Below are 25558 nucleotides of genomic sequence, written 5' to 3' on the forward strand. Positions count from 1 at the left end.
GGACGAGGTTAAGATCCCAGGCGTAGCGCCGGGCAGATCTGTGGTTTGAGGATAGTGGGGAGGGTGCTTGGTTGTGCGATGACTGGTCTAAGACATTAGTCGAATGCCCACGATCTAATTGACGGTGAGGTCTCTTGTGGCGAGGGAGCTTGCTCCCGCTGGGCTGCGCAGCAGCCCCAAGTTCTTTGTTTCAGCACAATTTTTGGGGGCGGCTTCGCCACCCAGCGGGAGCAAGCTCCCTCGCCACAGGTGTTTTGTTAACCCAGGCTTCCAGTCCATCAGGGAAACCGTGTTTATTCAGATGTAGGAACGTTCTGGATCGGGCTACGTCGTCTTGCGCCATTGCCTACACCTGCGCCAGAATCCGCCGGCTTGTGCGCCTTGCGGTCGGGTTTTATCGTTTCCGGGTCACTGATTGAATCAGTGATCGGGTTTGGTAGCCCGGGCTGTCGGTGCATAGCGTCATCTCTTGCGAGTGCAATCACGCACTTCGCTTTTTGGTGGCCATGCGCAGGGTCTCTTCGGAGGCGCCGGCTCCGATGCCCGGTCTACCAACCTTCGTATGGCCGCCACCCTAATTCGTTTGGTAGCGAGAGGGTGTTGGCTCCCTTCTACAGCATCGGAGCTTCAACTATGTTCAAAGTAACTCCCAACCCGCCGGACACCGATCCAGCCAACTCAAAAAAATTCGACAAAACCGCCGACCGCATCCTCGACGCCTACCTCAAGCCCAAACCCGGCAAACCCGAGGCCGATCCCGGCCAACTGTTCACCGTCGCCCATGGCGTCGACACCGAAACCCTGCTCGCCAACCTCAGCGAAAACCTGGCCTCGGCCAATGCCATGGTCAATGACCTGGCCTTCGACCTGGAAGGTCCCAGGCGTCACATCGCCCTGGGCATCCAACAATTGATTGAACTGAGCGGACTGCTGGCGAACCGCGCGCTGGATAACGTCGAAGCACGCTAGCCGGCTCACCACCCCCCCCCTGTGGCGAGGGAGCTTGCTCCCGCTGGGCTGCGCAGCAGCCCCAAAATGAACTGACGCGGTTCTTCCAGGAACACCGCTCCAGCCGGTTTTACGACTGCTGCGCAGCCGAGCGGGAGCAAGCTCCCTCGCCACAGGGGCACTGTGTACATCCGCCTGAGCATGCACGGTCAAATAGGGAGCGAGTCCCCAGTGTTTTCGAAAGTGGGCGGATGCTAGTCTTGAGCAACGCTGTTGCCAGGGAGCCCTCATGGGCAATCACAAGATCGAGATTCGTCGCAGTAACGTCGAGAAAATCCTGTTGGCCGCCGAGAAGGTCTTTGCCGAGAAAGGCTTCGGCAGCACCGCCATGGCCGACATCGCCGCCGAAGTGCAATTGCCGCGTTCCAACCTGCATTACTACTTCAGCACCAAGAGCGAACTGTACAGCGCCGTGCTGTTCGATCTGCTGGAGGTGTGGAAACAGGATGCCTTGTGCTTCGAAATGTTCGACGACCCGCGGGTGGTGCTCAGCAGCTACATCCGCGCCAAGATGAACCACTCCCGCAGCCGGCCCTACGGCTCCAAGGTCTGGGCCAACGAAATCATCCACGGTGCCCCGACCCTGGGCCAGGCGCTGGACGCCAGTCTCTATGACTGGGCCAAGATGAAGGAAGCGAAAATCCGCCAGTGGGTGGAGGACAAACGCATCCTCCCGGTGGAGCCCTCGAGCCTGCTCTACATGATCTGGGCCTCGACCCAGCACTACGCCGACTTCGACCACCAGATCAATATCCTCAACGACCACCAGCCGCTGTCCGACATGCAATTCGAACGGGCGGTGCAGACGGTGACCGGTGTGATTCTGCGGGGGATCGGGTTGGAGCCTTGAGGTGTCGTGGTGAAGCTGATGGCCTCATCGCGAGCAAGCTCGCTCCCACACTGGATCTCGGGTGTACACAACATCTGTGAACGACACGATCCACTGTGGGAGCGAGCTTGCTCGCGATGGCGCCAGTCCAGGCACCTCAGTCCTCAAACCGCGACATGATAGGGATTGCGCGGATCATGGTTCCAATCCAGAAACGGCTTGCCGGTGTCCACCGTCACCATTTCGATGCAGTCCTGCACCGGGCAGGTGATCTGGCACAGGTTGCAACCCACGCACTCTTCATCGATCACTTCATATTTACGCGTACCGTCCGCCTGCTTGAGGCTGGCGATGGCCTGGTGTGAGGTGTCTTCGCAGGCGATGTGGCAGCGCCCGCAACCGATGCAGGCCTCCTGGTCGATCTTGGCGATGACCTGGTAGTTGATGTCCAGGTACTTCCAGTCAGTGGTGTTGCCCACTGCGCGACCGGAGAATGCTTGCAGATTGGCGTGACCTTGACTGTCCATCCAGCGTGACAGGCCGTCCTTCATCTCCTCCACAATGCGGAAACCATGCAGCATCGCCGCCGTGCAGACCTGCACAGCGCCGCTGCCCAGGGCGATGAATTCCGCCGCGTCGCGCCAGCTGCCGATGCCGCCGATGCCGCAGATCGGCAGACCTTGGGTCTGCGGGTCGCGGGCGATTTCGGCGACCATGTTCAAGGCGATGGGCTTGACCGCCGAACCGCAGTAACCGCCATGGGTGCTCTGGCTGCCGACGCTGGGCAGGGCGACCATGCGGTCCAGGTCGACGCTGGTGATGGAGTTGATGGTGTTGATCAACGACACCGCGTCCGCACCGCCCCGATGAGCCGCCCGTGCGGCGACGCGGATGTCGGTGATGTTCGGCGTGAGCTTGACGATCACCGGCAGCGAGCAATAGGTCTTGCACCAGCGGGTCACTTGCTCGACGTATTCTGGCACCTGGCCGACCGCCGCGCCCATGCCGCGTTCCGGCATGCCGTGGGGGCAGCCGAAGTTCAGTTCGATGCCGTCGGCGCCGGTGGCTTCCACCAGGGGCAGGATGCGTTTCCAGGATTCTTCGACGCAGGGCACCATCAGCGACACGATCAACGCCCGGTCCGGCCAGTTCTTTTTCACCTGGGTGATTTCCCGCAGGTTGATCTCCAGGGAACGGTCGGTGATCAGCTCGATGTTGTTGATGCCCAAGACCTCGCGATTGGCACCGTAGTGGGCCGAATAACGCGAGGACACATTCACGGCCGCTGGATCCTCACCGAGGGTTTTCCAGACCACGCCACCCCAGCCGGCCTCGAAGGCGCGGACCACGTTGTAGGCCTTGTCGGTGGGTGGCGCGGAGGCCAGCCAGAACGGGTTGGGTGCTTTGATGCCGGCGAAGACAATCGACAGATCGGCCATTTACGCAGCCTCCACGTTAAGCATCAGTTGAGCGTTGATCGCCTCGGCGGCGAGCTTGCCGTGCTGCACGGCCTGCACGGTGAGGTCCTGGTCCAGGCTGGTGCAATCGCCGCCGGCGTAGACACCGGGAACACTGGTGCGCAGGTGTTCGTCCACCAGAATTCGCCCGTCCTGGCGCTTGAGCTCCCGGGCCAGTGGATCCACCAGTGCGTTGTCATCGAAGGCTTGGCCGATGGCTTTGAAAACGGCGTCGGCGGCCAGGTCGAAGGTCTCGGCCCCGATGACCAGTCGACCGTTTTCCAGATGGGTCCGGGAAAAGCGCATGCCGCGCACATGCCCGGCATCATCGAGCAACACCCGTTGCGGTTGGGCCCAGGTCAGCAGACGCACCTGATTGGCCTTGGCGATGTCTTGCTCATGCAAGGTGGCCCCCATGTCCTCAAGGCCACGACGGTAGACCAGGCTGACGTCCCGGGCGCCGAGGCGAGCCATCTGCACGGCCATGTCGATGGCGGTGTTGCCGGCACCGAGCACGATGCAACGGTCGGCCAGGGGCAACTGGCTGAGGTCGTCGGCCTGGCGCAGTTCGCGGATGTACTCGGTGGCGGCCAGCAGCCCCGGCGCCTGTTCGTCGCTCAGGCCCAGTTGTTTGCTGGCGGCCAGGCCGAGGCCGAGGAACACTGCGTCGAACTGCTGGTGCAGGTCGCTCAGGCTCAGGTTCTCGCCGAGTTTCTGGCCGTGACGGATTTCGATGCCGCCGATGCCCAGCAGGAAATCCAGCTCGCGCTGGGCGTAATCGTCCACCAGTTTGTACTTGGCGATCCCGTATTCGTTGAGGCCGCCGGCCTTGTCCCGGGCTTCGAAAATCACCACGTCATGGCCATGCATCGCGCTGCGGTGCGCACATGCCAGCCCCGCCGGCCCGGCCCCGACCACCGCGATGCGCTTGCCTGTGGCGGCGGCACGCTTGAATGGGTGTTCGCTGAAGTGCGCATTGTCCACCGCGTAGCGTTGCAGCGAGCCGATCAACACCGGCGCGCATTCATGGGCGTTGTTGCGCACGCAGGCTTGCTGGCACAGCACCTCCGTGGGGCAGACCCGGGCGCAACTGCCGCCGAGGATGTTGGCCGAAAGAATTTTCTGGGCCGCGCCTTGGACGTTGTCCTGGTGGATGTTGCGAATGAACGAGGGAATGTCGATTTCGCTCGGGCAGGCGTTCACGCAGGGTGCGTCGTAGCAGTACAGGCAGCGAGACGCTTCCAGGTGGGCCTGGCGCGCGTTGAGCGGCGGCGCCAGGTCGCTGAAGCGGGCGGCGAGGGTGGCCGGGTCTTCCTGGGAATGGGGGAGGTGACTCAAGGGCTGGATCATGGAGTGGGCCTCACGGTGTTTGAGGTGCTGCCTCTGGTGGGCAGTGGTTTTTTCGGTGTCTGGACTGGCGCCTTCGCGGGCAAGCCCGCTCCCACAAGGGATTTGCGGCATACCACATATCTGCGTCTATCCCAGATCCAATGTGGGAGCGGGCTTGCTCGCGAAGGCCGAAGGCCTGGATTTCAGCGTTTCACGGCGGTTGGCTTATTCAACTCCGCCCGCTTGCTCAGCAAATCGAACACCGCCGGGTACGCCGGCCGTTCGATGTAGCGCCCGGCGCCGCGCTCGGCCCGCAGGTCGCCGTCGGCCCACACCAGCCGACCCTGGCTGATGGTGTGGCTGGGCACGCCGCGCACGGTCTTGCCTTCGAAGATGTTGAAGTCCACTTGCTGGTGGTGGGTCTTGGCTGAGATCGTGCGGCTGCCCTGGGGATCCCAGAGCACCAGGTCCGCATCGGCGCCGACGCGGATCGCCCCCTTGTGTGGGTAGAGGTTGAAGATTTTCGCGGTGTTGGTGGAGGTGAGGGCGACGAAGTCCTGCATCGACAATTTGCCGCTATTGACCCCCTCGTCCCAGAGCACCGCCATGCGGTCTTCGATTCCGGCGGTGCCGTTGGGGATCTTGCTGAAGTCGTCACGCCCGGCGGCCTTCTGTTCGGCGCAGAAGCAGCAGTGGTCGGTGGCGGTGGTGTGCAGGTTGCCGGACTGCAAGCCGTGCCAGAGTGCCTCTTGATGCCCGCGTGGGCGGAAGGGCGGGCTCATCACGTAGCCGGCGGCGGTCTGCCAGTCGGGATTGCGATAAACACTGTCGTCCAGCAGCAGATGCCCGGCCAGTACTTCACCGTAGACCGGTTGGCCCTTGCTGCGGGCGTAGGTGATTTCGTCCAGGGCTTCCTTGGTGGACACGTGCACCAGGTACAGCGGCGTGCCCAGGGTTTCGGCGATGCGGATGGCGCGGCTCGCGGCTTCGCCTTCCACTTGGGAAGGGCGTGACAACGGATGGGCTTCGGGGCCGGTGATGCCCTGGGCCAGCAGCTTGCGTTGCAGGTGGTAGACCAGTTCGCCATTCTCGGCGTGCACGGTGGGCACCGCGCCCAATTCCAGGCAGCGCTCGAAGCTCGCCACCAAGGTGTCGTCGGCGGCCATGATTGCATTCTTGTAGGCCATGAAATGCTTGAAGCTGTTCACCCCGTGATGGCTGACCAGCTCGGCCATTTCTTCGCGCACCTGTTCGCTCCACCAGGTGATCGCCACGTGGAAACCGTAGTCACTGGCGCTTTTCTCGGCCCAGCCCCGCCATTGATGAAAGGCTTCCATCAGCGACTGTTGGGGGTTGGGAATCACGAAGTCGATGATCGAGGTGGTGCCGCCGGCGAGACCCGCCGCCGTGCCGCTGAAGAAGTCTTCACTGGCGACCGTGCCCATGAACGGCAATTGCATATGCGTATGGGGATCGATGCCGCCGGGCATCAGGTATTGACCGCTGCCGTCGAGCACTTCGACAGCGGCGGGAACATCCAGGTTGTCGCCGATGGCCTTGATCACGCCGTCGGCGCAAAACACATCGGCGCGATAACTTTCATCATGGGTAATAACGGTGGCGCCACGGATCAACAGAGACATTCCGAGTTCCTCGCAGGCATGACCGACTGTTGCCGGTTCTTTATGTTTTATCGATCACGGTAGGTAAAGTCGTGCCGGTTTATATTCTTGTCACAACTGTCAGGATTAGACGCTAGCTGGAGTTTATGAAATGAGCAAGATTATTTTTTATAAGCTTATTAGTTAATTAAATTATTGAAATTTAAGGATTAAATTATAAATTCACCAAAATGGTGAGCCTGCTCACCATTTTGACGCACTTGACAGGATCGTTATTTGAGCGAGATTTGTCATGGTAAATCAGCGGCTTGAAAGCGTTGCAAGTACGGCCTAGACACTTCCCGTCGATCCGGGGTGCACCACTTTGAATCCCTCACTCGACAGGGCGCGAAGGTCATCTAGCCTCTAGGGCGGTAGGCAGGAAGTGAAACAAGGCAATAACGTGGCTTTAAAACGTTAAACATCAAAAGGTTGAAAGGGTTATATCGATCATCCGGTCAGCTCGGCGCATTATCCGGCACGGTTATTGAGTGCCGTCGTGGGTCTGGCGGGGTGGTCGGTAGCACGCGTGCAAGTACTCCGGCCATCGCCCGTCGATGAGCAAAAATAATGAAAACAGTGGAGCGGACATGACCAGATCAACAGTGACCGAGCGCGATGGATTGTTCGAGCTTGAGGCCGGCAGCGACGTCCTCGACAGCCCCCGTTATAACCACGACATCGCGCCGACCAAGGTGCACGAGCGAACCTGGAACAAATGGCACATCACCGCACTGTGGGTGGGCATGGCGATCTGCGTGCCGACCTACACCCTCGGCGGCGTGCTCACCGCCTATTTCGGCCTGACGGTGGGCGAGGCGCTGCTGGCAATTCTGTTTGCCAACATCATCGTGCTGATCCCCCTGACCCTGAACGCCTTCGCCGGGACCAAGTACGGCATTCCGTTTCCGGTTCTCTTGCGCTCGTCCTTTGGGGTCATCGGTTCCAACGTACCGTGCCTGATCCGCGCCCTGGTGGCGTGCGGCTGGTTCGGCATCCAGACGATGTTCGGCGGGCTGGCGATCCACCTGTTTCTCGGCTCGGTGTTCGACGGCTGGAAGAGCCTGGGCGGCACCGGCGAAGTGATCGGCTTCATGGTGTTCTGGGTCATCAACCTGTGGGTGGTGTTGCGCGGAGCCGAGTCGATCAAATGGCTGGAAACCTTGTCTGCGCCCCTGCTGGTGCTGGTGGGCGTCGGACTGTTGGTGTGGGCATTGCCCAACGTTTCATTGACTGAACTGATGGCGGTCCCGGCCAAGCGGCCCGAAGGCGCCGGGGTGACCGGCTATTTCCTCGCCGGGCTGACGGCCATGGTCGGTTTCTGGGCCACCCTGTCGTTGAACATTCCGGACTTCAGCCGGTATGCCAAGAGCCAGAAAGACCAAGTCGTGGGGCAGATCATCGGCCTGCCGTTGACCATGTTCCTGTTCGCCTCCCTCGGCGTGGTCATGACCGCCGCCTCGGAAAAGCTGGTGGGGGTGACCGTCTCCGACCCGGTGACCTTGATCGGGCACATTCAGAGCCCGGTATGGGTGGCGCTGGCCATGGTGCTGATCATCGTCGCCACGCTGTCGACCAACACCGCCGCCAACATCGTTTCCCCCACCAACGACTTCCAGAACCTGGCGCCGAAACTGATCGGCCGCACCAAGGCCGTGATGCTCACCGGGCTGGTGGGGCTGGCGCTGATGGCCCACGAACTGTTGAAGAAACTCGGCCTGATCGTCTCCGAGGTCAGCCTCGAGTCGGTCTATTCCAATTGGTTGCTGGGTTATTCCAGCCTGCTGGGGCCGATTGCCGGGATCATGGTGGTGGATTATTTCCTGATCAAGAAACAGCAACTGGACCTGGCCGGGTTGTACCGCGACGACATTTACCCGGCGTGGAACTGGAACGGCTTCATCGCCTTTGGTGTGCCGGTGGTGCTGACACTGTTGGCCCTGGGCAGCGATGCGTTCAGCTGGTTCTACAGCTACGGCTGGTTCACCGGCTCGGCGCTGGGCGGGGTGATTTATTACGGGCTGTGCAGTCTGCAGGGGGCCAGCCCGGCTGTCGCCAAGTCACCTCTGCAATAACAGATGAATGCGGTTCCTGTGGGAGCGGGCTTGCTCGCGAATGCGGTGTATCAGCCAAAATTGATGTTGACTGACCCACCGCATTCGCGAGCAAGCCCGCTCCCACACTGGACCGCGTTGAATGAGATAACTGCCTGAAGGAGATGCCCATGAACGCAGCCATCGACGTCCTGCAATCCACCCATCCGCACATCAACCGCGACCGCCTGTGGCAATCGATCATGGACCTGGCCCAGCTCGGTGCCACGGTCAAGGGCGGTGTGTGCCGGCTGGCCCTGACCGACCTCGACCGCCAGGCCCGCGACCTGTTCGTGCAATGGACCCAGGCGGCGGGCTGCACCGTCAGCATCGATGGGGTGGGCAATATCTTCGCCCGGCGCCCGGGGCGCAATCCGAACCTGCCACCGGTCATGACCGGCAGCCACATCGACACCCAACCCACCGGCGGCAAATTCGACGGCTGTTTCGGCGTACTGTCCGGCCTGGAGGTGCTGCGCACCCTCAATGATTTGAACATCGAGACCGAAGCCCCCTTGGAAGTGGTGGTCTGGACCAACGAAGAAGGCTCGCGCTTCGCCCCGTGCATGATGGGCTCCGGGGTGTTCGCCGAGAAATTCACCCTCGAAGAAACCCTCGCCAAGACCGACGCCGAGGGCATCAGCGTGGGCCAGGCGCTCAACGCCATCGGCTATGCCGGCCCGCGTCCGGTCAGCGGGCATCCGGTGGGGGCGTATTTCGAGGCGCACATCGAACAGGGGCCGATCCTCGAGGACGAGGGCAAGACCATCGGCGTGGTGATGGGCGCCCTGGGGCAGAAGTGGTTCGACCTGACTTTGCGGGGCGTCGAGGCTCATGCCGGCCCGACCCCGATGCACCTGCGCAAGGACGCCCTGGTGGGCGCGTCGGTCATCGTCGGCGCCGTCAACCGCGCCGCCCTCGGTCATCAGCCCCATGCCTGCGGCACGGTCGGTTGCCTGCAGGCCTATCCGGGCTCGCGCAACGTCATCCCCGGCGAGGTGCGCATGACCCTGGATTTCCGTCATCTGGAACCGGTGCGCCTGGATTCGATGATCGCCGAGGTCAAGCAAGTGATCGAAGACACCTGCCGGCAGCACGGCCTGACCTTCGATTTGAAACCCACCGCCGACTTCCCACCGCTGTATTTCGACCAGGGCTGCGTCGACGCCGTGCGCGGGGCCGCCCAAGGGCTGGGCCTGTCCCACCTGGACATCGTCAGCGGTGCCGGCCATGACGCGATCTTCCTCGCCGAACTGGGCCCGGCCGGGATGATCTTCGTGCCCTGTGAAGGCGGCATCAGCCACAACGAAATCGAAAACGCCGCCCCGGATGACCTCGCCGCCGGCTGCGCGGTGTTGCTGCGGGCGATGCTGGCGGCCTCCCAGGCGATTGCCGAGGGGCGCATGGCGGCGTGAAGGGTGGAAGATCGCAACCTCGTTGCACGCGACAGCTCCTACACGGCTGCTACAGGGAACGTGTCATCAATGGGGATGGTCGTAACTTCCATGCGCGCCTGAATCACATGGAGACCCAATGAATCAGCAAGTCCCGACCACCGATACCAACCGTCGCCAATTGCTGCAGATCATTGCCGGACTGTCCGACGGGGTGATGTTGATCGAGGTCGACCAGACCATTGCCTGGGCCAACGCAGCGGTCTTGACCATGCACGGGGTCACTGATCTCAAGGCGCTGGGTGCTAATGCCGAGGAGTACGCCCAGCGCTTCAATTTGCGTTACCGCAACAATCATCCGCTGACGGAAGACAACTACCCCATCGCCCGGGTTGCCCGTGGCGATGAGTTCAGCGATGTGTTGGTGGAAGTCACGCCCAGGGCCGAGCCGGACCGTACCTGGGTGCATCGGATCCGCAGCATGGTCCTGGCCGACCGCAACGGCGAGCCGGAACTGCTCGTGTTGATCCTCAGCGATGCCACTGAATGGGCCAGCGCCGAGCAGCGCTTCGAGAAAACCTTTGGGGCCAACCCGGCGCCGGCGGTGATCTGTCGCCTCAGCGACCTGCGCTACATCAAGGTCAATCCGGGGTTCCTGGAGATGACCGGCTACAGCCGCGAGCAGGTGATCGGGCGTTCGGTGTACGAGCTGGATGTGCTCGAAGCCGCTGAAAAACGCGACCTGGCCGTCGAGCGCCTGGGGCAGGGCGCGACGATTCCGCAGATGCAGGCCGAGTTGAAATTGCCCGATGGCACCACCAAGCAGGTGGTCGTCGCCGGTCAGCCCCTGGACCTGCATGACGAAGACTGCATGCTGTTTTCCTTCATGGACATGGAGCCGCGCCGCAAGGCGGAAACGGCGCTGCGCCAGAGCGAGGAGCGTTTTGCCAAGTCGTTCCGCCTGTCGCCCGTGCCCACCCTGGTGTGCAGCGCCGAACAGCTATTGCTGGAAATCAACGAAGCGTTTCTCCAGACCACCGGTTACGCCAGCGAAGAGTTGCTGGGTAAAACCGTGGAGGAGATCGGTTTTCTCGACCCGGACGCCGGCGCCGCGCTGTTTGCCCGGTTGGAAAAGACCGCCGCAGTCTCCAGGATCGACGTCAAGGTGCATAAGAAAGGCGGTCAGCTCATCGACTGCGAGGTCGCCGCCGACACGGTGCTCATCCAGGACAAGCCCTGTTACCTGCTGGTGCTGATGAACATCACCGAACGCAAGCGCTCGGAGCTGGAGTTGGTGGCGGCCATCGAGGAGGTGATGAAAGACGCGTCCTGGTTCAGCCGGACCCTGATTGAAAAACTGGCCAACGTGAAGAGCATCAACGCCCAAGTGCCGAGTGTGTCATTCACCGAGCTGACGGCCCGGGAACGGGACGTGCTGGGGCTGATCTGCGAGGGGCTGGCAGACAAGGAAATCGCCGCGAGGCTGAAGCTGGCGCCCAACACCGTGCGCAATCACGTGGCGACCCTGTATTCGAAGCTGGATGTCCACAGCCGTAGCGAGGCGATTGTCTGGGCGCGAGAGCGAGGTTTGTTCGCCGGCGAACGGCGAATGAAGGCACCATGATAGCCAGTGCAAATGTACCGGGTGTACTGGTGCAAATTCGGGTTTTGCACGAGGGGGCGGTTCCTTAGGCTATGAGGGTGCGACATCGTTTGTGATGGCGCGTCCCCGCGAAACACTCAAGGAATATGCCACGATGTGCTGTGAACGAACCCGATACGAGCGCGACAGGATATCCATTCGGACCAGGAGGTCGGTACTGTCCATCGTTCATTTGTCCCCTCAGGGCTGAGGTGCATCCCATGACCCATTTGGCCCCCTTGCGTGCCCGTCTCGAACAAAGCTTTACGCCGCTGGCCTGCGAATGCAGCCTCAATGGCGACGGCACCCTCACCGTGCGTCTGTATCACCGTGAAAGCGGCGAGGTGGATTTGGTGGTGAGCGGCATGAGTGTCGACAGCGTCCGCTCGGAAGAGAGTATCGCGAAGTTGATCGATGAGCTGCGCTATGAACTGCAAAACACCCCGCTGCATCGCAGTGAGCTCTGATAGATAAAGATCAGGCACCCCACACCCACCCGCGGCTACAACAATGGCCCCCGGCAATCGAGCACCAACCGCGCGCCGCCCTGTTCGCTGCTGCCCACCTCCAACGTAAACCCGTGCAGGTTGACGATCGCTGCGACGATCGACAGGCCTAGGCCGAATCCGCCGTGCTGGCTGCTGCCCTCTGCACGGTAGAAACGGCGGAACACCGCCTTGCGCTCCGCCTCGGGGATACCCGGGCCGGAGTCGAGCACTTCGATGCGCGTGCTATCGCCCTGGTCGACCCCACGCAGGATCACCGTGCCCCCCGGCGGGGTGAACTTGATGGAGTTGCTCAGCAGGTTCGACACGGCCTCGAACAGCAAGGCCCGGTCGCCGTTGAGCAGGGGCAGGGCGTCGGGCGCCTCCAGGATGAAGGTCAGTTCGCGTTCCTCGGCCAGGGGCAGGTAAAAATCATGCAACTCCTGCAATAACTGCAACGGATCGAGGCGTACGAAACCCGAGCGCCGTTGCTGGTCTTCCAGTTCGGAAATCCGCAACAAACCGCGAAACCGCGCCATCAGGGTGTCGGTCTCGGCGATCACCTGGTCCATCTGCAAGGCCTCGGGGGAGCCGTCCGGCGCTTGCTGCTGGATGCGATAAAGCTGGGCACGCAGGCGCGTCAGCGGGGTACGCAGGTCATGGGCGATGTTGTCGCACACACCCTTGACCTCATTCATCAGGCGCTCGATGCGCTCGAGCATGGCATTGACGATCGCCGCCAGCATGTCCAGCTCATCGCGCCGGCTCGACAGCGGCAGGCGGTGGGTCAGGTCGCCGGCGACGATGGCTTCGGCGCTGGCCTGCAACTGGCGAATCCGTTGCAGCGGTCGGCGGCGTAGCAGGTGCCAGCCAGCGATGCCCGGCAGGATAGTCAGCGATACGCCCCAGAACAGTGCGTGCAAGATGATCCGTGTCACCGCGAACAGCGAGCCGTTGTCCCGGGCCAGGACCAGCCAGCGGCCGTCCTGGGTACGGGTCGCCACCGCGTCGCAGCTGTCCGAAGGCACGCCCGGGTCATCGGAGTCGACGCAGCCGCCGAGCATGTGGATCTTGCCGTCGAGGGGCAGGTCGGCAGGCACGCGCAGGATCGGCCCGCCCAAATGGCGCAGTTGCGGATCGAACAGCCCGTAGGCGTCGACGCCGCGCTCGTCCAGCGTCAGGCTGGCCATGAGCGCATCTTCCAGTTGGTCGCCGTGGATCCGGGCGAACAGGTGCTGGCGCTGCATCAGGGAGTGTTTGGCCAGGCTGTCGAGGTAGCCAAACACTTCGTAATACATCACCCCCATCAGGATCGCGCTCCAGATCACGAACAGCGAACTGTACAGCGCCAGCAGGCGGCTGCTGGAGGAGCGCCAGCCCTTAGCGGGGTTCAGCAATGACATAGCCGGAACCCCGTACCGTGCGAATCAGCGGTTCCAGGCCCGGCGGGTCGATTTTCTTGCGCAGGCGGCCGATGTGGACGTCGATCAGGTTGGTGCCGGGGTCGAAGTGATAGCCCCAGACTTCCTCGAAAATCATCATGCGCGAGAGGATTTGCCCGCTGTTGCGCATCAGGAATTCCAGCAGCTTGTATTCGGTGGGCAGCAGGCTCAGCAGCTGCCCGTTGCGGCTGGCTTCGCGGCTGATCAGGTTCAGTTCCAGGTCGGCCACCCGCAGCGCGGTTTCCGGCTCGCGGGTGCCATTGTTGCGCCGCAGCAGCACTTCGACCCGGGCGGCCATTTCGTCGGTGGCGAACGGCTTGGTCAGGTAATCGTCACCGCCGGCCCGCAGGCCACGCACGCGCTCATCCACATCGGAAAGGGCGCTGATCATCAGGATCGGCGTGGCCACGCCCATGGTGCGCAGCGTGGTGACGATCACCAGCCCGTCGAGCTCAGGCAGCATGCGGTCCAGCGTGATCAAGTCGTAGTCGCCGCTGACCGCCCGTTCCAGGCCTTCGCGACCGTTGTCGACCCAATCGACGTCCAGGCCGTTGCGGGTCAGCTCGGCCACGATTTCACGGGCGGTCACGGCGTCGTCTTCGATGGTCAGGATGCGGTTCATGGGCGGTACCGTGTGGGGAAGTTGGAGCGATTTCGCAGCATTCTGCCAAAAATTACCTGTCGGCTTTCTGAAAAAAAGTTCATGGACCGGCACGCCGATTCGCTGGCCTGGGTCAACACTTGGTCACAAATTATCGCTAACATGAATTTCGCTCGCACTATCATGTCGTGTCTGTTGCCCCGCCTCGGTGCGCTGTTGCCGGGTACCGACGCGAACCGGTGGATGTGTGCCGCAAGGAGCCGAAACCTCACTGAACCTTCAAGGAAGAGCAGCATGATGCAACCTCAAGACGTTCTACACCGAACATTCGATATCCAGCCGTTGACCCGCGCCGACATGACGGTGCGCCTGGACGGGCAAGCCGTCAACGCCGCCCACGGGGAAACCGTTCTCACCGTCATCCAGTCCCTGGGGCAACGCCAGGTCGCCCGCAACGACCACGACCAGATCAGCGGCGCCTACTGCGGCATGGGCGTGTGCCAGTGCTGCCTGGTCAAGATCGACGGCCGCCACAAGCGCCGCGCCTGCCAGACCCTGGTGCGCCCTGGCATGCAGATCGAAACCCGGGCCAACCGCATGACCGAAACGGAGGCGCCATGAGCCTCGATCCGGTGATTGTCGGCGGCGGGCCGGCGGGCATGGCTGCGGCCATCGAGCTGGCCACCCATGGGGTGCGTTGCACCTTGCTCGAAGAAGCGCCACGCCTCGGTGGCGTCGTGTACCGCGGGCCGCTGCGCGATGGCGTCAGCCTGGATTACCTGGGGCCGCGCTACAGCGAAGCCCTGGAAAAACTCCACGGAGAATACCAGCGACACGCCGGGTTGATCGAGGTGCGATTGGGCAACCGTGTCATCGGTGCCGAAGGCTTCCGGGCGTTGATGCTGCTGGATGCCGACGAGCGCCTGGGGGAGGTCGCCTATTCCCACCTGGTCCTGGCGGCCGGTTGTCACGAACGCAGCGTGCCGTTTCCTGGCTGGACGCTGCCGGGAGTGATGATGCTCGGAGGCCTGCAATTGCAGATCAAGAGCGGCGTGGTCCGGCCACCGAGCCCGGTGGTGATCGCCGGCACGGGGCCGTTGCTGCCGCTGGTGGCCTGTCAGCTGCACGCTTCGGGCGTGGCGGTGGCGGGTGTCTTCGAAGCCTGTGGGTTCGGCCGGATCGCCAAGGAAAGCCTGGCGTTGCTGAACAAGCCGCAGTTGTTCCTCGACGGCCTGAGCATGCTGGCCTACCTCAAGCTCAATCGCATTCCCGTGCGCTATGGCTGGGGCGTGGTGCAGGCTGACGGCGAGGGTGAGTTGAGCCACGTCACCGTCGCGCCTTATTCCGCGACCTGGGAGCCGGACCTCAAGCGCGCCGAACAGGTGCCGGCCCAGACCCTGGCGGTGGGCTACGGGTTTATCCCGCGGACTCAATTGAGCCAGCAGATGGGCCTGGAGCACGGTTTCAGCGAGGACGGCTATTTGCGGGCCGTGTCCGATGCCTGGCAACAAAGCAGCGAAGCGCACATTCACCTGGCCGGCGACATGGGCGGGATCCGTGGCGGTGAAGCGGCCATGCTCAGCGGGCGCATCGCGGCGTTGTCGATCCTCATGCAACGCAACGTGCTGGATCCGTCCACGGCCCTGGCCCACCGGGAGCGCTACCAGGCGCAATTGGCGCGGATCATTCGCTTTCGCGCCGCCGTGGATCGCTACACCCAGCGTGGTGCCGGGCAAACCGCGTTGCCGGCCGCCGACACGGTGATCTGCCGCTGCGAGCACGCTACCCGCGCCGACATCGACCGGGCGCTGGAGCAAGGCGTGCAGGACATGGCCAGCCTGAAGATGCGCACCCGCGTGAGCATGGGCGATTGCCAGGGGCGGATGTGCGTCGGCTACTGCACCGACCGCTTGCGCGAAGCCACCGGGCGCGCCGACGTGGGTTGGCTGCGGCCGCGTTTCCCCATCGATCCGATTCCCTTTTCAGCGTTCCAGAATGCCGGCACGGAGGCCGTTTCCCATGATTAAGGACTACGACGTGGTCATCGCCGGTGGCGGTGTGATCGGGGCCTCGTGTGCCTATCAACTGTCCAAGCGCACACACCTGAAGATCGCCCTGATCGACGCCAAGCGCCCCGGCAACGCGACCCGCGCCTCGGCGGGTGGGTTGTGGGCCATCGGTGAGTCGGTGGGCCTGGGTTGCGGGGTGATCTTCTTTCGCATGATGTCGGCCAACCGCAAGCGCCAGACCCAGGGCGCCGCCGTGGCGGTGGATGCCAGCACGCCGCACATCCTGCCGCAGTCGTTCTTCGAGTTCGCCTTGCAGTCCAATGCGATGTACCCGCAGTTGCACCGCGAATTGATCGACCGCCATGGCATGGATTTCAAGTTCGAGGAGACCGGGCTCAAGTTCGTGATCTACGATGACGAAGACCGTTTGTACGCCGAGCACATCGTCGCCTGCATTCCCCACCTGGCGGACCAGGTGCGCTGGCTTGACCAGGCGGCCTTGCGTGCAGCAGAGCCGAATGTGAGCCATGAGGCCCTGGGTGCCCTGGAGTTTCTCTGCGATCACCAGCTCAGTCCGTTCCGCCTGGCCGACGCCTACACCGAAGGTGCCCGGCAGAACGGCGTCGACCTGTTCTTCAACACCAACGTGACCGAGGTGTTGCGCAGCGGCACGCGGGTGACCGGGGTGCAAACCGATGAGGCGGGGACTTTCCACTGCCGGACCCTGATCAACGCGGCCGGCGCCTGGGCGGCGGACCTGAGCGAGCAGGCCACCGGCGTGCGGATTCCGGTCAAGCCGGTCAAGGGCCAGATCCTGCTGACCGAGCGCATGCCGAAAATCCTCAACGGCTGCCTGACCACCAGCGACTGCTATGTGGCGCAGAAAGACAACGGTGAAATCCTCATCGGCAGTACCACCGAAGACAAGGGTTTTGACGTGACCACGACTTATCCGGAGATCGAAGGGCTGGTGCAAGGCGCGGTGCGCTGCATTCCGCAGTTGGTCGACATCAACCTGAAACGAACCTGGGCCGGCCTGCGCCCGGGTTCGCCTGATGAACTGCCGATCCTGGGGCCGATGCGCGGGGTGGAAGGCTATCTCAACGCGTGCGGGCATTTCCGCACCGGCATCCTGACCTCGGCCATCACCGGCGTGTTGCTGGACAGACTGGTGAACAACGAGCCCTTGCCGTTGGACATCACGCCGTTCCTGGCGGACCGTTTCGAGGTGGCGCCGAGGGTCGTCGAGCCGAGGGAAATGGAACTGGCCTGAGCAAATCCTGTGTGGAAGTCTGTGGCGAATACATATCCCGCAGACATCCGGGAACAAACTGTGGGAGCGAGCTTGCTCGCGATGGCGTCAGGACAGTCAGTATCCCTGTTGACTGGTACACCGCTATCGCGAGCAAGCTCGCTCCCACAGGGATCCAGGGTAAATCGGAATCCTGCGCTTACTCCATCGGCGTGCTGACAAACGCCTCCAACCCTTCTGCATAGGCGGTGAACGCGCTGATCGATGGGAATGACTTGCCCTGCACCTGGTCCGGTACCACCAGGTTGGTGAAGCTCCAGGCCACTGCCACGGTGATGCCCGCCTGATCGAGTGTGCCGTCGGTGGCCAGCGGCTGTTTCACCAGTTCCTGTTCGAGCATGTCATAGGCCGCCGCCAGTTGGCCTTCCACGCGTTCGACCCAAGGGGCATGTTGGATTTCTGTCGGCCGCAGGTTGCGTTCGTAGTAGATCTGCACCGACTTCTCGCACGCCGCCAGGGCCAGGCCGATCAGGCGCAGGGCGCGCAGCCGTTGCCCACTGTCCACCGGCATCAGGCTTTTGCCCGGCGCGGCCAAGGCCTCGAGGTGGTCGATGATCAACGTGGAATCCATCAGCACATTGTCATCGTCCAGCACCAGGGTCGGGGCCTTGACCACCGGGTTGATGCGCTGGAATCGTTCGAAATGCCTGAACACCGAAACGGACTCGTGTTCCAGGGCAACCTCCAGGCACTTGGCGGAAATGGCGACGCGGCGCACGTAGGGCGAGTCCAGCATGCCGATCAGTTTCATGACGTCTCCTTCAGAAAAATCTTGCGGGTGTTAATCCTCGAACCCGACCTGTTCATGGATTTCATCGACCTTGAGTTCCAGCCGGTAAGCCACGGCGATGAACAACGCCTGGCACAGGCACAACGTGGCGCTCAACGAACGAAAGGCGAACGAACTGCCTTCGTTCACCAGCAACACGGCGTTGGCCCGCTTGGCCAGGGGCGAGAGATTGCTGTCGGTGATGATCAGGGTCTTGGCCTGGTGATGCTGGGCAATGCGCAGGCAGTGCTGGGTTTCCTTGCCGTAGGGCGTAAAGCTGATGGCGATGACCAGGTCGTTGGCCCGCACACTGCGCATCTGCTCGCGGTAGCTGCCCCCCAGGCCGGACACCAGGTGAATGCGTTTGTTGGTGTGCTGCAGGTTGTAGACCAGGTAATCGGCGACCGCGAACGAGCGGCGTACGCCCACCACATAGATATTGTCGGCGTTGACCACCAGGTCCACGGCCTTTTCGAACGCCTGGTCGTCCAGCTCCAACCCCAGGCGCTCGATGCCCGACAGGGTCGCGTTGACGCACTCGCGGGCCAGGTCGCCGCCGCTGGCTTTTTGCGACTTGTTGGCGATCATGCTGCGGATGCGCTGCTGGTAGTTCTGCACCGGCGTGGTCTTGTGGGTGTAGGCCTCGCGGAACAAGGCCTGCATTTCGCTGAACCCGCTGAAGCCGAAGCGCTGGGAAAACCTGACGATGGCCGAGGGGTGTACTTCGCATTCCCGGGCGATGTCACTGATGCGGTCGACCATGATCCGGTCGCTTTGCTGGCTCATGTAGCTGGCGATGCGCTTGAGCTGGCGCGGCAGGCTTTCGTATTCGTCGGTGATCAGTTGCAGCAGGCGCTCGGCATTGATCGGTGGGCTCGGGAGGGCGGGTTCGGACGCGCTCTCGGACGGCGCCGGCAGATCATCGGGGCGGGTCATAAAAAATCCTTCTGGCTTGTTCTTATAGGGCGGCCTTAAAAAAGGCCGGCCCTCGACAATAGGTTGGCTGGTCGCAGTCTACAGCGTAGGCGCAGGGAAAATCATGGGCGGACAAATGTTGCAGCAGGTGCTGAAACGATGCACTGCGTCTGGTTCGCTTTGGTTATTGCGTATTGGAAAAAATATTCCACATAAAAAATTTATAGAATAATTATTGATTGTTGCGCGCTGCTCGTTTTAGTCTGCATTCACCAACAGCGTTGGCGCCGGTGTCGGCGACAAGCGCAGGCTGATAAAAATAACAGGAGCCAGCATGGGCCAGACTCGTTTTGCCAGTGGGCGTCAATTGGATGTGATTTGCCTGGGACGCCTGGGCGTCGACCTCTACGCGCAGCAAGTCGGCGCGCGCCTGGAAGATGTTTCGAGCTTCGCCAAGTACCTGGGCGGTTCCTCGGCCAACATCGCGTTCGGCACGGCGCGCCTGGGCCTCAGGTCGGCGATGTTGAGCCGGGTAGGCGATGACCACATGGGCCGCTTCCTGGTGGAGTCCCTGGCCCGCGAAGGCTGCGATGTCAGTGGCATCAAGGTCGATCCCGAACGCCTGACGGCCATGGTCCTGCTGGGGATCAAGGACCGGGAAACCTTTCCCCTGGTGTTCTACCGGGAGAACTGCGCCGACATGGCGCTGCGCGCCGAAGACATCGACGAAACCTTCATTGCTTCCAGCAAGGCTTTGCTGATCACCGGCACGCATTTCTCCACCGACGGCGTCTACAAGGCCAGTCTCCAGGCGCTGGACTATGCGCAAAAACATCAGGTCAAGCGGGTCCTGGACATCGATTACCGGCCAGTGCTTTGGGGCCTGGCGGGCAAGGCCGATGGCGAAACGCGGTTTGTGGCCGATCAGAAAGTCAGCCAGCACGTGCAGAGCATCCTGCCGCGCTTCGATCTGATCGTCGGCACCGAAGAAGAATTTCTCATCGCCGGCGGCAGTGAAGACCTGCTGACCGCGTTGCGTACCGTGCGCTCGCTGACGGCGGCGACCTTGGTGGTCAAGCTCGGCCCCCAGGGTTGCACGGTGATCCATGGTGCCATTCCGGCCCGGCTCGAAGACGGCGCCATTTACCCGGGCGTGCGGGTCGAAGTCTTGAATGTACTGGGCGCCGGCGATGCGTTCATGTCCGGATTTCTCGCCGGCTGGCTGGAGGATGCCAGCGATGAACGCTGCTGCCAGTTGGCCAATGCTTGCGGTGGGCTGGTGGTGTCGCGCCATGCCTGCGCCCCGGCGATGCCGACCCGCGCCGAACTCGACTATTTGTTCGACAGCCCGGTGCCCATCACCCGGCCGGACCAGGATGTCGTGTTGCAACGGCTGCATCAGGTCAGCGTGCCCCGCAAGACCTGGAAACAGCTGTTCATCTTCGCCTTCGACCATCGCGGACAACTGGTGGAGCTGGCCCAGAAGGGCGGCCGCGAGTTGAGCAGCATCGGCGAACTCAAGCAACTGTTCATCCAGGCGGTGGCGCGGGTCGAAGCCGACCTGCGGCACCAGGGCATCGAGGCTGACGTCGGTCTGCTGGCCGACCAGCGCTTCGGCCAGGATTCGCTGAACGCTGCCACCGGCCGTGGCTGGTGGGTGGCGCGGCCGGTGGAAGTGCAGGGTTCGCGGCCACTGGCCTTCGAACACGGGCGCTCCATTGGCAGCAACCTGGTCGCCTGGCCACAGGAGCAGATCATCAAGTGCCTGGTGCAATTTCACCCGGACGACGAACCGCTGCTGCGCCTGGAGCAAGAGGCGCAATTGATGGGGTTGTACAAGGCCTCCCAGGCCAGCGGCCATGAATTGCTGCTGGAAGTCATTCCGCCCAAGGATCATCCGTCGCCGCACCCGGACGTGCTCTATCGCGCCCTCAAGCGCCTCTACAACCTGGGCATCTTTCCGGCGTGGTGGAAGATCGAAGCCCAGGGCGCGGATGAATGGCAGCAGCTCGATGAGCTGATCCAACAGCGCGACCCGTATTGCCGTGGCGTGGTCCTGCTGGGCCTCAACGCCCCGGCCGCCGCGTTGGCCGAAGGGTTTCGCCAGGCCAGCCAGAGCAGCACCTGCCGCGGTTTCGCCGTGGGCCGCACGATCTTCCAGGAACCGAGCCGGGCCTGGCTGGCCGGGGAAATCGATGATGAAACGCTGATCCAACAGGTGCAGGGCCGGTTTGTGGAGTTGATCGAGGCGTGGCGTGCTGCGCGAAGTCAGACATTGTGAATACTGAACCTGTGGGAGCGAGCTTGCTCGCGATAGCGGACTGACAGTTGACAACCAGTCGCCTGACCCACCGCTATCGCGAGCAAGCTCGCTCCCACAGGGTTCATTGCCGTCTTCAATGGTTATGAAAAAACAATAAAAGGTGCAGCCATGCCCGCTATTCGAATTGGCATCAACCCGATTTCCTGGAGCAACGACGACTTGCCATCGTTGGGCGGCGAGACGCCGTTGAGTACGGCGCTAAGTGAAGGCAAAGCCATCGGTTACGAAGGCTTCGAGCTCAACGGCAAGTTCCCCAAGGACGCCAAGGGCGTCGGCGATGTGCTGCGGCCGTACGACCTGGCGCTGGTCTCCGGCTGGTATTCCAGTCGCCTGGCCCGGCGCTCGGCGGCGCAGGAGATCGACGCCATCGCCAGCCACGTCGAGCTGTTGGCGCAGAACGGCGCCAAAGTGCTGGTGTACGGCGAGGTCGCCGATTCCATTCAAGGCCAACGCATTCCATTGGTCGAGCGGCCGCGTTTTCACACCGACGCGGCCTGGCAAGCCTACGCCGACAAACTCACCGAGCTGGCGCGTTTCACCTTGTCCCAAGGCGTGCGCCTGGCCTATCACCACCACATGGGGGCCTACGTCGAGTCGCCTGCGGACATCGACAAATTGATGGCCCTGACCGGCAGCGAAGTCGGCCTGTTGTTCGATTCGGGTCACTGTTACATGGGCGGGGGCGAACCGCTGCATGTCTTGCGCAAGCACATCGAACGCATCTGCCATGTGCATTTCAAGGACGTGCGCAAACCGGTGGTGCAACTGGCGCGCAATAACCTCTGGAGCTTCCCCGACTGCATCATCAACGGCACCTTCACCGTGCCGGGGGATGGCGATATCGACTTCGCCGCGTTGCTCGATGTGCTGCTGGCCGCCGACTACCAGGGCTGGCTGGTGGTGGAAGCCGAGCAGGATCCTGCCGTAGCGCCGAGTTATGCCTACGCCAAGAAGGGCTACGACACCCTGCGCGCCCTGCTGCAAGAAAGGAGTGCGTCATGAGCCTGTTGATCAAGAGCCATTCCAGCGGCCGAACCATGGTCCAGTTGCCAGCGGGTGAGCTGGAATACGTCGGCTTCGCCGCCTATCGCCTGAGCCTGGGTGAAACCCTGCCGGTGGCCGCTGGCGACAAGGAGCTGTGCCTGGTGCTGCTCAGCGGGCGCATCAGCCTCAAGGGCGAAGCGCCGGGGCAGGGCGCCTTCGATTGGGACAACCTTGGCGATCGCCAGTCGGTGTTCGAGGACAAGTCACCTTATGCCGCTTACCTGCCACCGGGCAGCCAGGCCCAGGTCACCGCCCTGAGCGATGTGCAAGTGGCGGTGTGTGCCGCGCCGGGTTCGGCGCGTAATGAATACGGCCCGCGTCTGATCCGCCCGGAGAGCATGAAGCGCAGCGTGCGCGGCAAGGGCGCCAACACCCGTTATGTCTGCGACATCCTGCCGGACAGCGAACCGGCCCACTCACTGCTGGTGGTGGAAGTGCGCACGCCGTCGGGGCACTCCTCGAGTTACCCGCCGCACAAGCACGACACCGACGACCTGCCGCACCAGAGCTTCCTCGAAGAGACCTATTACCACCAGGTCAACCCGTCCCAGGGCTTCGTGTTCCAGCGGGTCTACACCGACGACCGCAGCATCGACCAGGCCATGGCCGTGGAGAACAGCGACCTGGTGGTGGTGCCCAAGGGTTATCACCCGGTCAGCGTGCCCTATGGGTATGAGTCGTACTACCTGAACGTCATGGCCGGCCCGAAGCGGGTCTGGCAGTTCCATAACGACCCGCAGCACAGTTGGCTGCTCGACCTCTGAATGCCACACTTTCCACGGAGAACAAGAACAATGAGTGACACCCCGGTAGTAGGCCATTACATCGACGGTCGAGTGCAGGCCAGCGACAGCGCGCGCCTGAGCAATGTCTTCAACCCGGCCACTGGCGCGGTGCAGGCCAGGGTGGCCCTGGCCGAACCGAGTACCGTCGACGCGGCGGTGGCGTCGGCGCTGGCGGCGTTCCCGGCCTGGTCCGAGCAGTCGTCCCTGCGCCGTTCGCGGGTGATGTTCAAGTTCAAGGAATTGCTCGATCGGCATCACGACGAACTGGCGCAGATCATCAGCCGTGAACACGGCAAGGTGCTGTCCGACGCCCACGGTGAAGTCACCCGGGGCATCGAGATCGTCGAGTACGCCTGCGGTGCGCCGAACCTGCTCAAGACCGATTTCAGCGACAACATCGGCGGTGGCATCGACAACTGGAACCTGCGTCAGCCCCTGGGTGTTTGCGCCGGGGTCACGCCGTTCAACTTCCCGGTGATGGTGCCCTTGTGGATGATTCCCCTGGCGCTGGTCGCCGGCAACTGCTTCATCCTCAAGCCTTCGGAGCGCGACCCGTCCGCCAGTTTGCTGATGGCCCGCTTGCTGACGGAAGCCGGCCTGCCGGATGGCGTGTTCAACGTCGTCCAAGGCGACAAGGTGGCGGTGGATGCGCTGTTGCAGCACCCGGACATCGAAGCGATTTCCTTTGTCGGCTCCACACCGATCGCCGAATACATCCACCAGCAAGGCACGGCGCACGGCAAGCGCGTCCAGGCCCTGGGCGGGGCGAAGAACCACATGATCGTCATGCCCGATGCCGACCTCGACCAGGCGGCGGATGCGTTGATCGGTGCGGCCTACGGCTCGGCCGGCGAGCGCTGCATGGCGATTTCCATCGCCGTGGCGGTGGGTGAGGTGGGGGATGAACTGATTGCCAGACTGTTGCCCCGCATTGATCAACTGAAGATCGGCAACGGCCAGCAGCCCGGCACCGACATGGGACCGCTGGTCACCGCCGAGCACAAGGCCAAGGTGGAAGGTTTCATCGACGCCGGCGTGGCCGAGGGCGCCCGACTGATCGTTGATGGCCGTGGTTTCACGGTGCCGGGGGCCGAGCAGGGGTTCTTTGTCGGTGCGACGCTGTTCGACCAGGTCACCGCCGAGATGAGCATCTACCAGCAAGAGATTTTCGGGCCGGTGCTGGGGATTGTCCGTGTGCCGGACTTCGCCACGGCGGTGGCGCTGATCAATGCCCATGAGTTCGGCAACGGCGTGTCGTGCTTCACCCGTGACGGCGGCATCGCCCGGGCGTTCGCCCGCAGCATCAAGGTCGGCATGGTGGGCATCAACGTGCCGATCCCGGTGCCCATGGCCTGGCATTCCTTTGGCGGCTGGAAGCGTTCGCTGTTCGGCGATCACCATGCCTACGGCGAAGAAGGCCTGCGCTTTTACAGCCGCTACAAAAGCGTGATGCAGCGCTGGCCCGACAGCATCGCCAAGGGTCCTGAATTCAGCATGCCGACTGCCCAATAACCCGTTTTTTCTACAGTGCCGGAGGGAGAACAACAATGAATAAGCCCCTGCGTTTTGCCTTGAATCGAATGGTCGCCCCGCGCCTGTCACTGCCCGAATTCATTGACCTGGCCCTGGCGTTGAAAACCGATGCCATCGAGATCCGCAACGATCTGAAGGGCGTCGAGATCGAGGACGGCATGCCGCCCGGCCGTGTGCGTGAGTTGTGTGAGGAAAGGGGCATCAAGGTGCTGTCGATCAATGCCCTTTACCCTTTCGACGTGTGGAACGAGGAGCGTCGCGCCCAGGCCGTGCGGCTGGCCGATTACGCCCGTGAATGCGGCGCCGAGGGGCTGGTGGTGTGCCCGCTCAACGACCGGGCCGACCCGCGCAGCGAGGCTGACCGAGCGGCGGGGCTGCGTACCGCCCTCAGCGAACTGGCGCCGATCCTGCGCGCCTTCGGCATCTACGGCTTCATCGAACCCCTGGGTTTCGAAGAGTGCTCGCTGCGCCACAAGCGTACCGCCGTGGACGCGATCCAGGCCATCGGCGGGCTGGATGTGTTCCGCCTGGTGCACGACACCTTTCACCATCATCTGGCGGGGGAGCAGGCGTTCTTTCCCGAACTGACCGGGCTGGTGCACATCTCCGGCGTCGAAGATGCCCAAATGCCTTTGGCGACGATTCGTGACGGCCATCGGGTGCTGGTGGGCGCGGCTGACATCCTGGGCAATGCCGCGCAGATCGAGGCGCTGCGGGCCGGTGGCTACGAGGGCTACCTGTCCTTCGAACCGTTTGCCGAGAGTGTCCATGAACTGGCCGACATTCGCCAGGCGTTGGGGGCGAGCATGAATCACCTGCAACGCTCACAGGCCTGACCCGACTTCCTGAACGATGGAGAACCCCTTGTGGGAGCGAGCTTGCTCGCGATGACGGCGCCCCAATCAATACATGCGTCGCCTGACACAC

At 62.7% G+C, this 25558-nt stretch carries 21 protein-coding genes; 14 read left to right on the forward strand and 7 right to left on the reverse strand.

Annotation, left to right across the window (positions count from 1 at the left end):
* The first annotated feature begins 633 nt into the window (after positions 1-633).
* Both BM321_RS03880 and BM321_RS03885 read left to right on the forward strand, forming a co-directional pair.
* Positions 634-969 carry a DUF6124 family protein gene (locus tag BM321_RS03880; RefSeq protein ID WP_072341965.1) on the forward strand — a complete coding sequence of 112 codons (336 nt, stop codon included), beginning with the start codon at positions 634-636 and terminating at the stop codon, positions 967-969.
* Between the two features lie 268 nt (positions 970-1237).
* Positions 1238-1858 (forward strand): TetR/AcrR family transcriptional regulator, encoded by a 621-nt coding sequence (locus BM321_RS03885; RefSeq protein WP_060741719.1) that lies wholly within the window; start codon positions 1238-1240, stop codon positions 1856-1858.
* A gap of 143 nt (positions 1859-2001) precedes the next feature.
* Here BM321_RS03885 and preA read toward each other — a convergent pair whose 3' ends face one another.
* From preA to hydA, 3 genes are all read right to left on the reverse strand, one after another.
* The gene (gene preA / locus BM321_RS03890; protein WP_092441585.1) at positions 2002-3276 is read right to left on the reverse strand and encodes an NAD-dependent dihydropyrimidine dehydrogenase subunit PreA; all 1275 of its coding nucleotides are present in this window, start codon (positions 3274-3276) and stop codon (positions 2002-2004) included.
* Positions 3277-4644, reverse strand: a complete 1368-nt coding sequence (locus BM321_RS03895) for an NAD(P)-dependent oxidoreductase (RefSeq protein WP_092441586.1) — start codon at positions 4642-4644, stop codon at positions 3277-3279.
* A gap of 182 nt (positions 4645-4826) precedes the next feature.
* Positions 4827-6266 carry a dihydropyrimidinase gene (gene hydA, locus BM321_RS03900; protein WP_092441587.1) on the reverse strand — a complete coding sequence of 480 codons (1440 nt, stop codon included), beginning with the start codon at positions 6264-6266 and terminating at the stop codon, positions 4827-4829.
* A gap of 608 nt (positions 6267-6874) precedes the next feature.
* Here hydA and BM321_RS03905 point away from each other — a divergent pair.
* The 4 genes from BM321_RS03905 to BM321_RS03920 all read left to right on the forward strand — a co-directional run bounded on the left by BM321_RS03905 (position 6875) and on the right by BM321_RS03920 (position 11880).
* Positions 6875-8359, forward strand: coding sequence for an NCS1 family nucleobase:cation symporter-1 (locus BM321_RS03905; protein ID WP_092441588.1), 1485 nt, complete (start codon positions 6875-6877; stop codon positions 8357-8359).
* A 149-nt stretch (positions 8360-8508) separates the two neighbouring features.
* Entirely contained in the window at positions 8509-9792 is a 1284-nt protein-coding gene (locus tag BM321_RS03910) for a Zn-dependent hydrolase (RefSeq protein ID WP_092441589.1), read from the forward strand.
* Positions 9793-9910: 118 nt separating this feature from the next.
* On the forward strand, positions 9911-11395 hold the full coding sequence (locus tag BM321_RS03915; protein ID WP_092441590.1) for a helix-turn-helix transcriptional regulator: 1485 nt from the start codon (positions 9911-9913) through the stop codon (positions 11393-11395).
* A 239-nt stretch (positions 11396-11634) separates the two neighbouring features.
* Positions 11635-11880, forward strand: coding sequence for a DUF1652 domain-containing protein (locus BM321_RS03920; RefSeq protein WP_092327991.1), 246 nt, complete (start codon positions 11635-11637; stop codon positions 11878-11880).
* A 35-nt stretch (positions 11881-11915) separates the two neighbouring features.
* Here BM321_RS03920 and BM321_RS03925 read toward each other — a convergent pair whose 3' ends face one another.
* Both BM321_RS03925 and BM321_RS03930 read right to left on the reverse strand, forming a co-directional pair.
* Positions 11916-13301 (reverse strand): sensor histidine kinase, encoded by a 1386-nt coding sequence (locus BM321_RS03925; RefSeq protein ID WP_092441591.1) that lies wholly within the window; start codon positions 13299-13301, stop codon positions 11916-11918.
* Positions 13279-13962, reverse strand: a complete 684-nt coding sequence (locus BM321_RS03930) for a response regulator transcription factor (protein WP_053122824.1) — start codon at positions 13960-13962, stop codon at positions 13279-13281. Before BM321_RS03930 ends, BM321_RS03925 begins: the two co-directional genes overlap by 23 nt.
* A 276-nt stretch (positions 13963-14238) precedes the next feature.
* Here BM321_RS03930 and hcnA point away from each other — a divergent pair, with 276 nt between their 5' ends.
* From hcnA to hcnC, 3 genes are read left to right on the forward strand one after another with little or no spacing between them, the layout of a single operon-like run.
* Positions 14239-14562: a cyanide-forming glycine dehydrogenase subunit HcnA gene (gene hcnA, locus BM321_RS03940; protein ID WP_092204872.1), complete on the forward strand. Its 324-nt coding sequence runs from the start codon at positions 14239-14241 to the stop codon at positions 14560-14562.
* The gene (gene hcnB, locus BM321_RS03945) at positions 14559-15968 is read left to right on the forward strand and encodes a cyanide-forming glycine dehydrogenase subunit HcnB (protein ID WP_092441592.1); all 1410 of its coding nucleotides are present in this window, start codon (positions 14559-14561) and stop codon (positions 15966-15968) included. Before hcnA ends, hcnB begins: the two co-directional genes overlap by 4 nt.
* The gene (hcnC, locus tag BM321_RS03950) at positions 15961-17223 is read left to right on the forward strand and encodes a cyanide-forming glycine dehydrogenase subunit HcnC (RefSeq protein WP_092441593.1); all 1263 of its coding nucleotides are present in this window, start codon (positions 15961-15963) and stop codon (positions 17221-17223) included. The genes hcnB and hcnC overlap by 8 nt, the downstream gene beginning before the upstream one ends.
* Positions 17224-17401: 178 nt before the next feature.
* Here the strand turns inward: hcnC and BM321_RS03955 are convergent, their stop codons facing one another.
* Positions 17402-18013, reverse strand: coding sequence for a glutathione S-transferase (locus tag BM321_RS03955; RefSeq protein WP_092327983.1), 612 nt, complete (start codon positions 18011-18013; stop codon positions 17402-17404).
* 30 nt (positions 18014-18043) lie between these two features.
* On the reverse strand, positions 18044-18967 hold the full coding sequence (locus BM321_RS03960) for a MurR/RpiR family transcriptional regulator (protein WP_003202885.1): 924 nt from the start codon (positions 18965-18967) through the stop codon (positions 18044-18046).
* 313 nt (positions 18968-19280) lie between these two features.
* On the opposite strand from BM321_RS03960, the gene iolC reads away from it, so the two are divergent.
* The 5 genes from iolC to BM321_RS03985 all read left to right on the forward strand — a co-directional run bounded on the left by iolC (position 19281) and on the right by BM321_RS03985 (position 25467).
* The gene (gene iolC / locus BM321_RS03965; RefSeq protein WP_092441594.1) at positions 19281-21227 is read left to right on the forward strand and encodes a bifunctional 5-dehydro-2-deoxygluconokinase/5-dehydro-2-deoxyphosphogluconate aldolase; all 1947 of its coding nucleotides are present in this window, start codon (positions 19281-19283) and stop codon (positions 21225-21227) included.
* 150 nt (positions 21228-21377) lie between these two features.
* On the forward strand, positions 21378-22271 hold the full coding sequence (gene iolE / locus BM321_RS03970; protein WP_092441595.1) for a myo-inosose-2 dehydratase: 894 nt from the start codon (positions 21378-21380) through the stop codon (positions 22269-22271).
* Positions 22268-23077 (forward strand): 5-deoxy-glucuronate isomerase, encoded by an 810-nt coding sequence (gene iolB / locus BM321_RS03975; RefSeq protein WP_092441596.1) that lies wholly within the window; start codon positions 22268-22270, stop codon positions 23075-23077. Before iolE ends, iolB begins: the two co-directional genes overlap by 4 nt.
* 30 nt (positions 23078-23107) lie before the next feature.
* Entirely contained in the window at positions 23108-24610 is a 1503-nt protein-coding gene (locus BM321_RS03980) for a CoA-acylating methylmalonate-semialdehyde dehydrogenase (protein ID WP_092441597.1), read from the forward strand.
* 35 nt (positions 24611-24645) lie between these two features.
* Positions 24646-25467, forward strand: coding sequence for a TIM barrel protein (locus BM321_RS03985; protein WP_092441598.1), 822 nt, complete (start codon positions 24646-24648; stop codon positions 25465-25467).
* The last annotated feature ends 91 nt before the right edge of the window (positions 25468-25558 follow it).

This window comes from Pseudomonas sp. NFIX10, assembly GCF_900111955.1.
Lineage (GTDB): Bacteria > Pseudomonadota > Gammaproteobacteria > Pseudomonadales > Pseudomonadaceae > Aquipseudomonas > Aquipseudomonas fluorescens_AA.

Excerpts from the sequence above, each read along its gene's own strand:
- BM321_RS03920 (WP_092327991.1), top strand. The coding sequence starts at position 11,635 with ATGACCCATTTGGCCCCCTTGCGTGCCCGTCTCGAACAAAGCTTTACG.
- BM321_RS03960 (WP_003202885.1), bottom strand. The coding sequence starts at position 18,967 with ATGACCCGCCCCGATGATCTGCCGGCGCCGTCCGAGAGCGCGTCCGAA.
- iolE (WP_092441595.1), top strand. The coding sequence starts at position 21,378 with ATGCCCGCTATTCGAATTGGCATCAACCCGATTTCCTGGAGCAACGAC.
- BM321_RS03955 (WP_092327983.1), bottom strand. The coding sequence starts at position 18,013 with ATGAAACTGATCGGCATGCTGGACTCGCCCTACGTGCGCCGCGTCGCC.
- BM321_RS03930 (WP_053122824.1), bottom strand. The coding sequence starts at position 13,962 with ATGAACCGCATCCTGACCATCGAAGACGACGCCGTGACCGCCCGTGAA.
- BM321_RS03985 (WP_092441598.1), top strand. The coding sequence starts at position 24,646 with ATGAATAAGCCCCTGCGTTTTGCCTTGAATCGAATGGTCGCCCCGCGC.
- BM321_RS03915 (WP_092441590.1), top strand. The coding sequence starts at position 9,911 with ATGAATCAGCAAGTCCCGACCACCGATACCAACCGTCGCCAATTGCTG.
- BM321_RS03880 (WP_072341965.1), top strand. The coding sequence starts at position 634 with ATGTTCAAAGTAACTCCCAACCCGCCGGACACCGATCCAGCCAACTCA.
- BM321_RS03885 (WP_060741719.1), top strand. The coding sequence starts at position 1,238 with ATGGGCAATCACAAGATCGAGATTCGTCGCAGTAACGTCGAGAAAATC.
- BM321_RS03895 (WP_092441586.1), bottom strand. The coding sequence starts at position 4,644 with ATGATCCAGCCCTTGAGTCACCTCCCCCATTCCCAGGAAGACCCGGCC.
- BM321_RS03980 (WP_092441597.1), top strand. The coding sequence starts at position 23,108 with ATGAGTGACACCCCGGTAGTAGGCCATTACATCGACGGTCGAGTGCAG.
- BM321_RS03910 (WP_092441589.1), top strand. The coding sequence starts at position 8,509 with ATGAACGCAGCCATCGACGTCCTGCAATCCACCCATCCGCACATCAAC.
- hcnA (WP_092204872.1), top strand. The coding sequence starts at position 14,239 with ATGCAACCTCAAGACGTTCTACACCGAACATTCGATATCCAGCCGTTG.
- iolB (WP_092441596.1), top strand. The coding sequence starts at position 22,268 with ATGAGCCTGTTGATCAAGAGCCATTCCAGCGGCCGAACCATGGTCCAG.
- hydA (WP_092441587.1), bottom strand. The coding sequence starts at position 6,266 with ATGTCTCTGTTGATCCGTGGCGCCACCGTTATTACCCATGATGAAAGT.
- hcnB (WP_092441592.1), top strand. The coding sequence starts at position 14,559 with ATGAGCCTCGATCCGGTGATTGTCGGCGGCGGGCCGGCGGGCATGGCT.
- iolC (WP_092441594.1), top strand. The coding sequence starts at position 19,281 with ATGGGCCAGACTCGTTTTGCCAGTGGGCGTCAATTGGATGTGATTTGC.
- hcnC (WP_092441593.1), top strand. The coding sequence starts at position 15,961 with ATGATTAAGGACTACGACGTGGTCATCGCCGGTGGCGGTGTGATCGGG.
- preA (WP_092441585.1), bottom strand. The coding sequence starts at position 3,276 with ATGGCCGATCTGTCGATTGTCTTCGCCGGCATCAAAGCACCCAACCCG.
- BM321_RS03905 (WP_092441588.1), top strand. The coding sequence starts at position 6,875 with ATGACCAGATCAACAGTGACCGAGCGCGATGGATTGTTCGAGCTTGAG.
- BM321_RS03925 (WP_092441591.1), bottom strand. The coding sequence starts at position 13,301 with ATGTCATTGCTGAACCCCGCTAAGGGCTGGCGCTCCTCCAGCAGCCGC.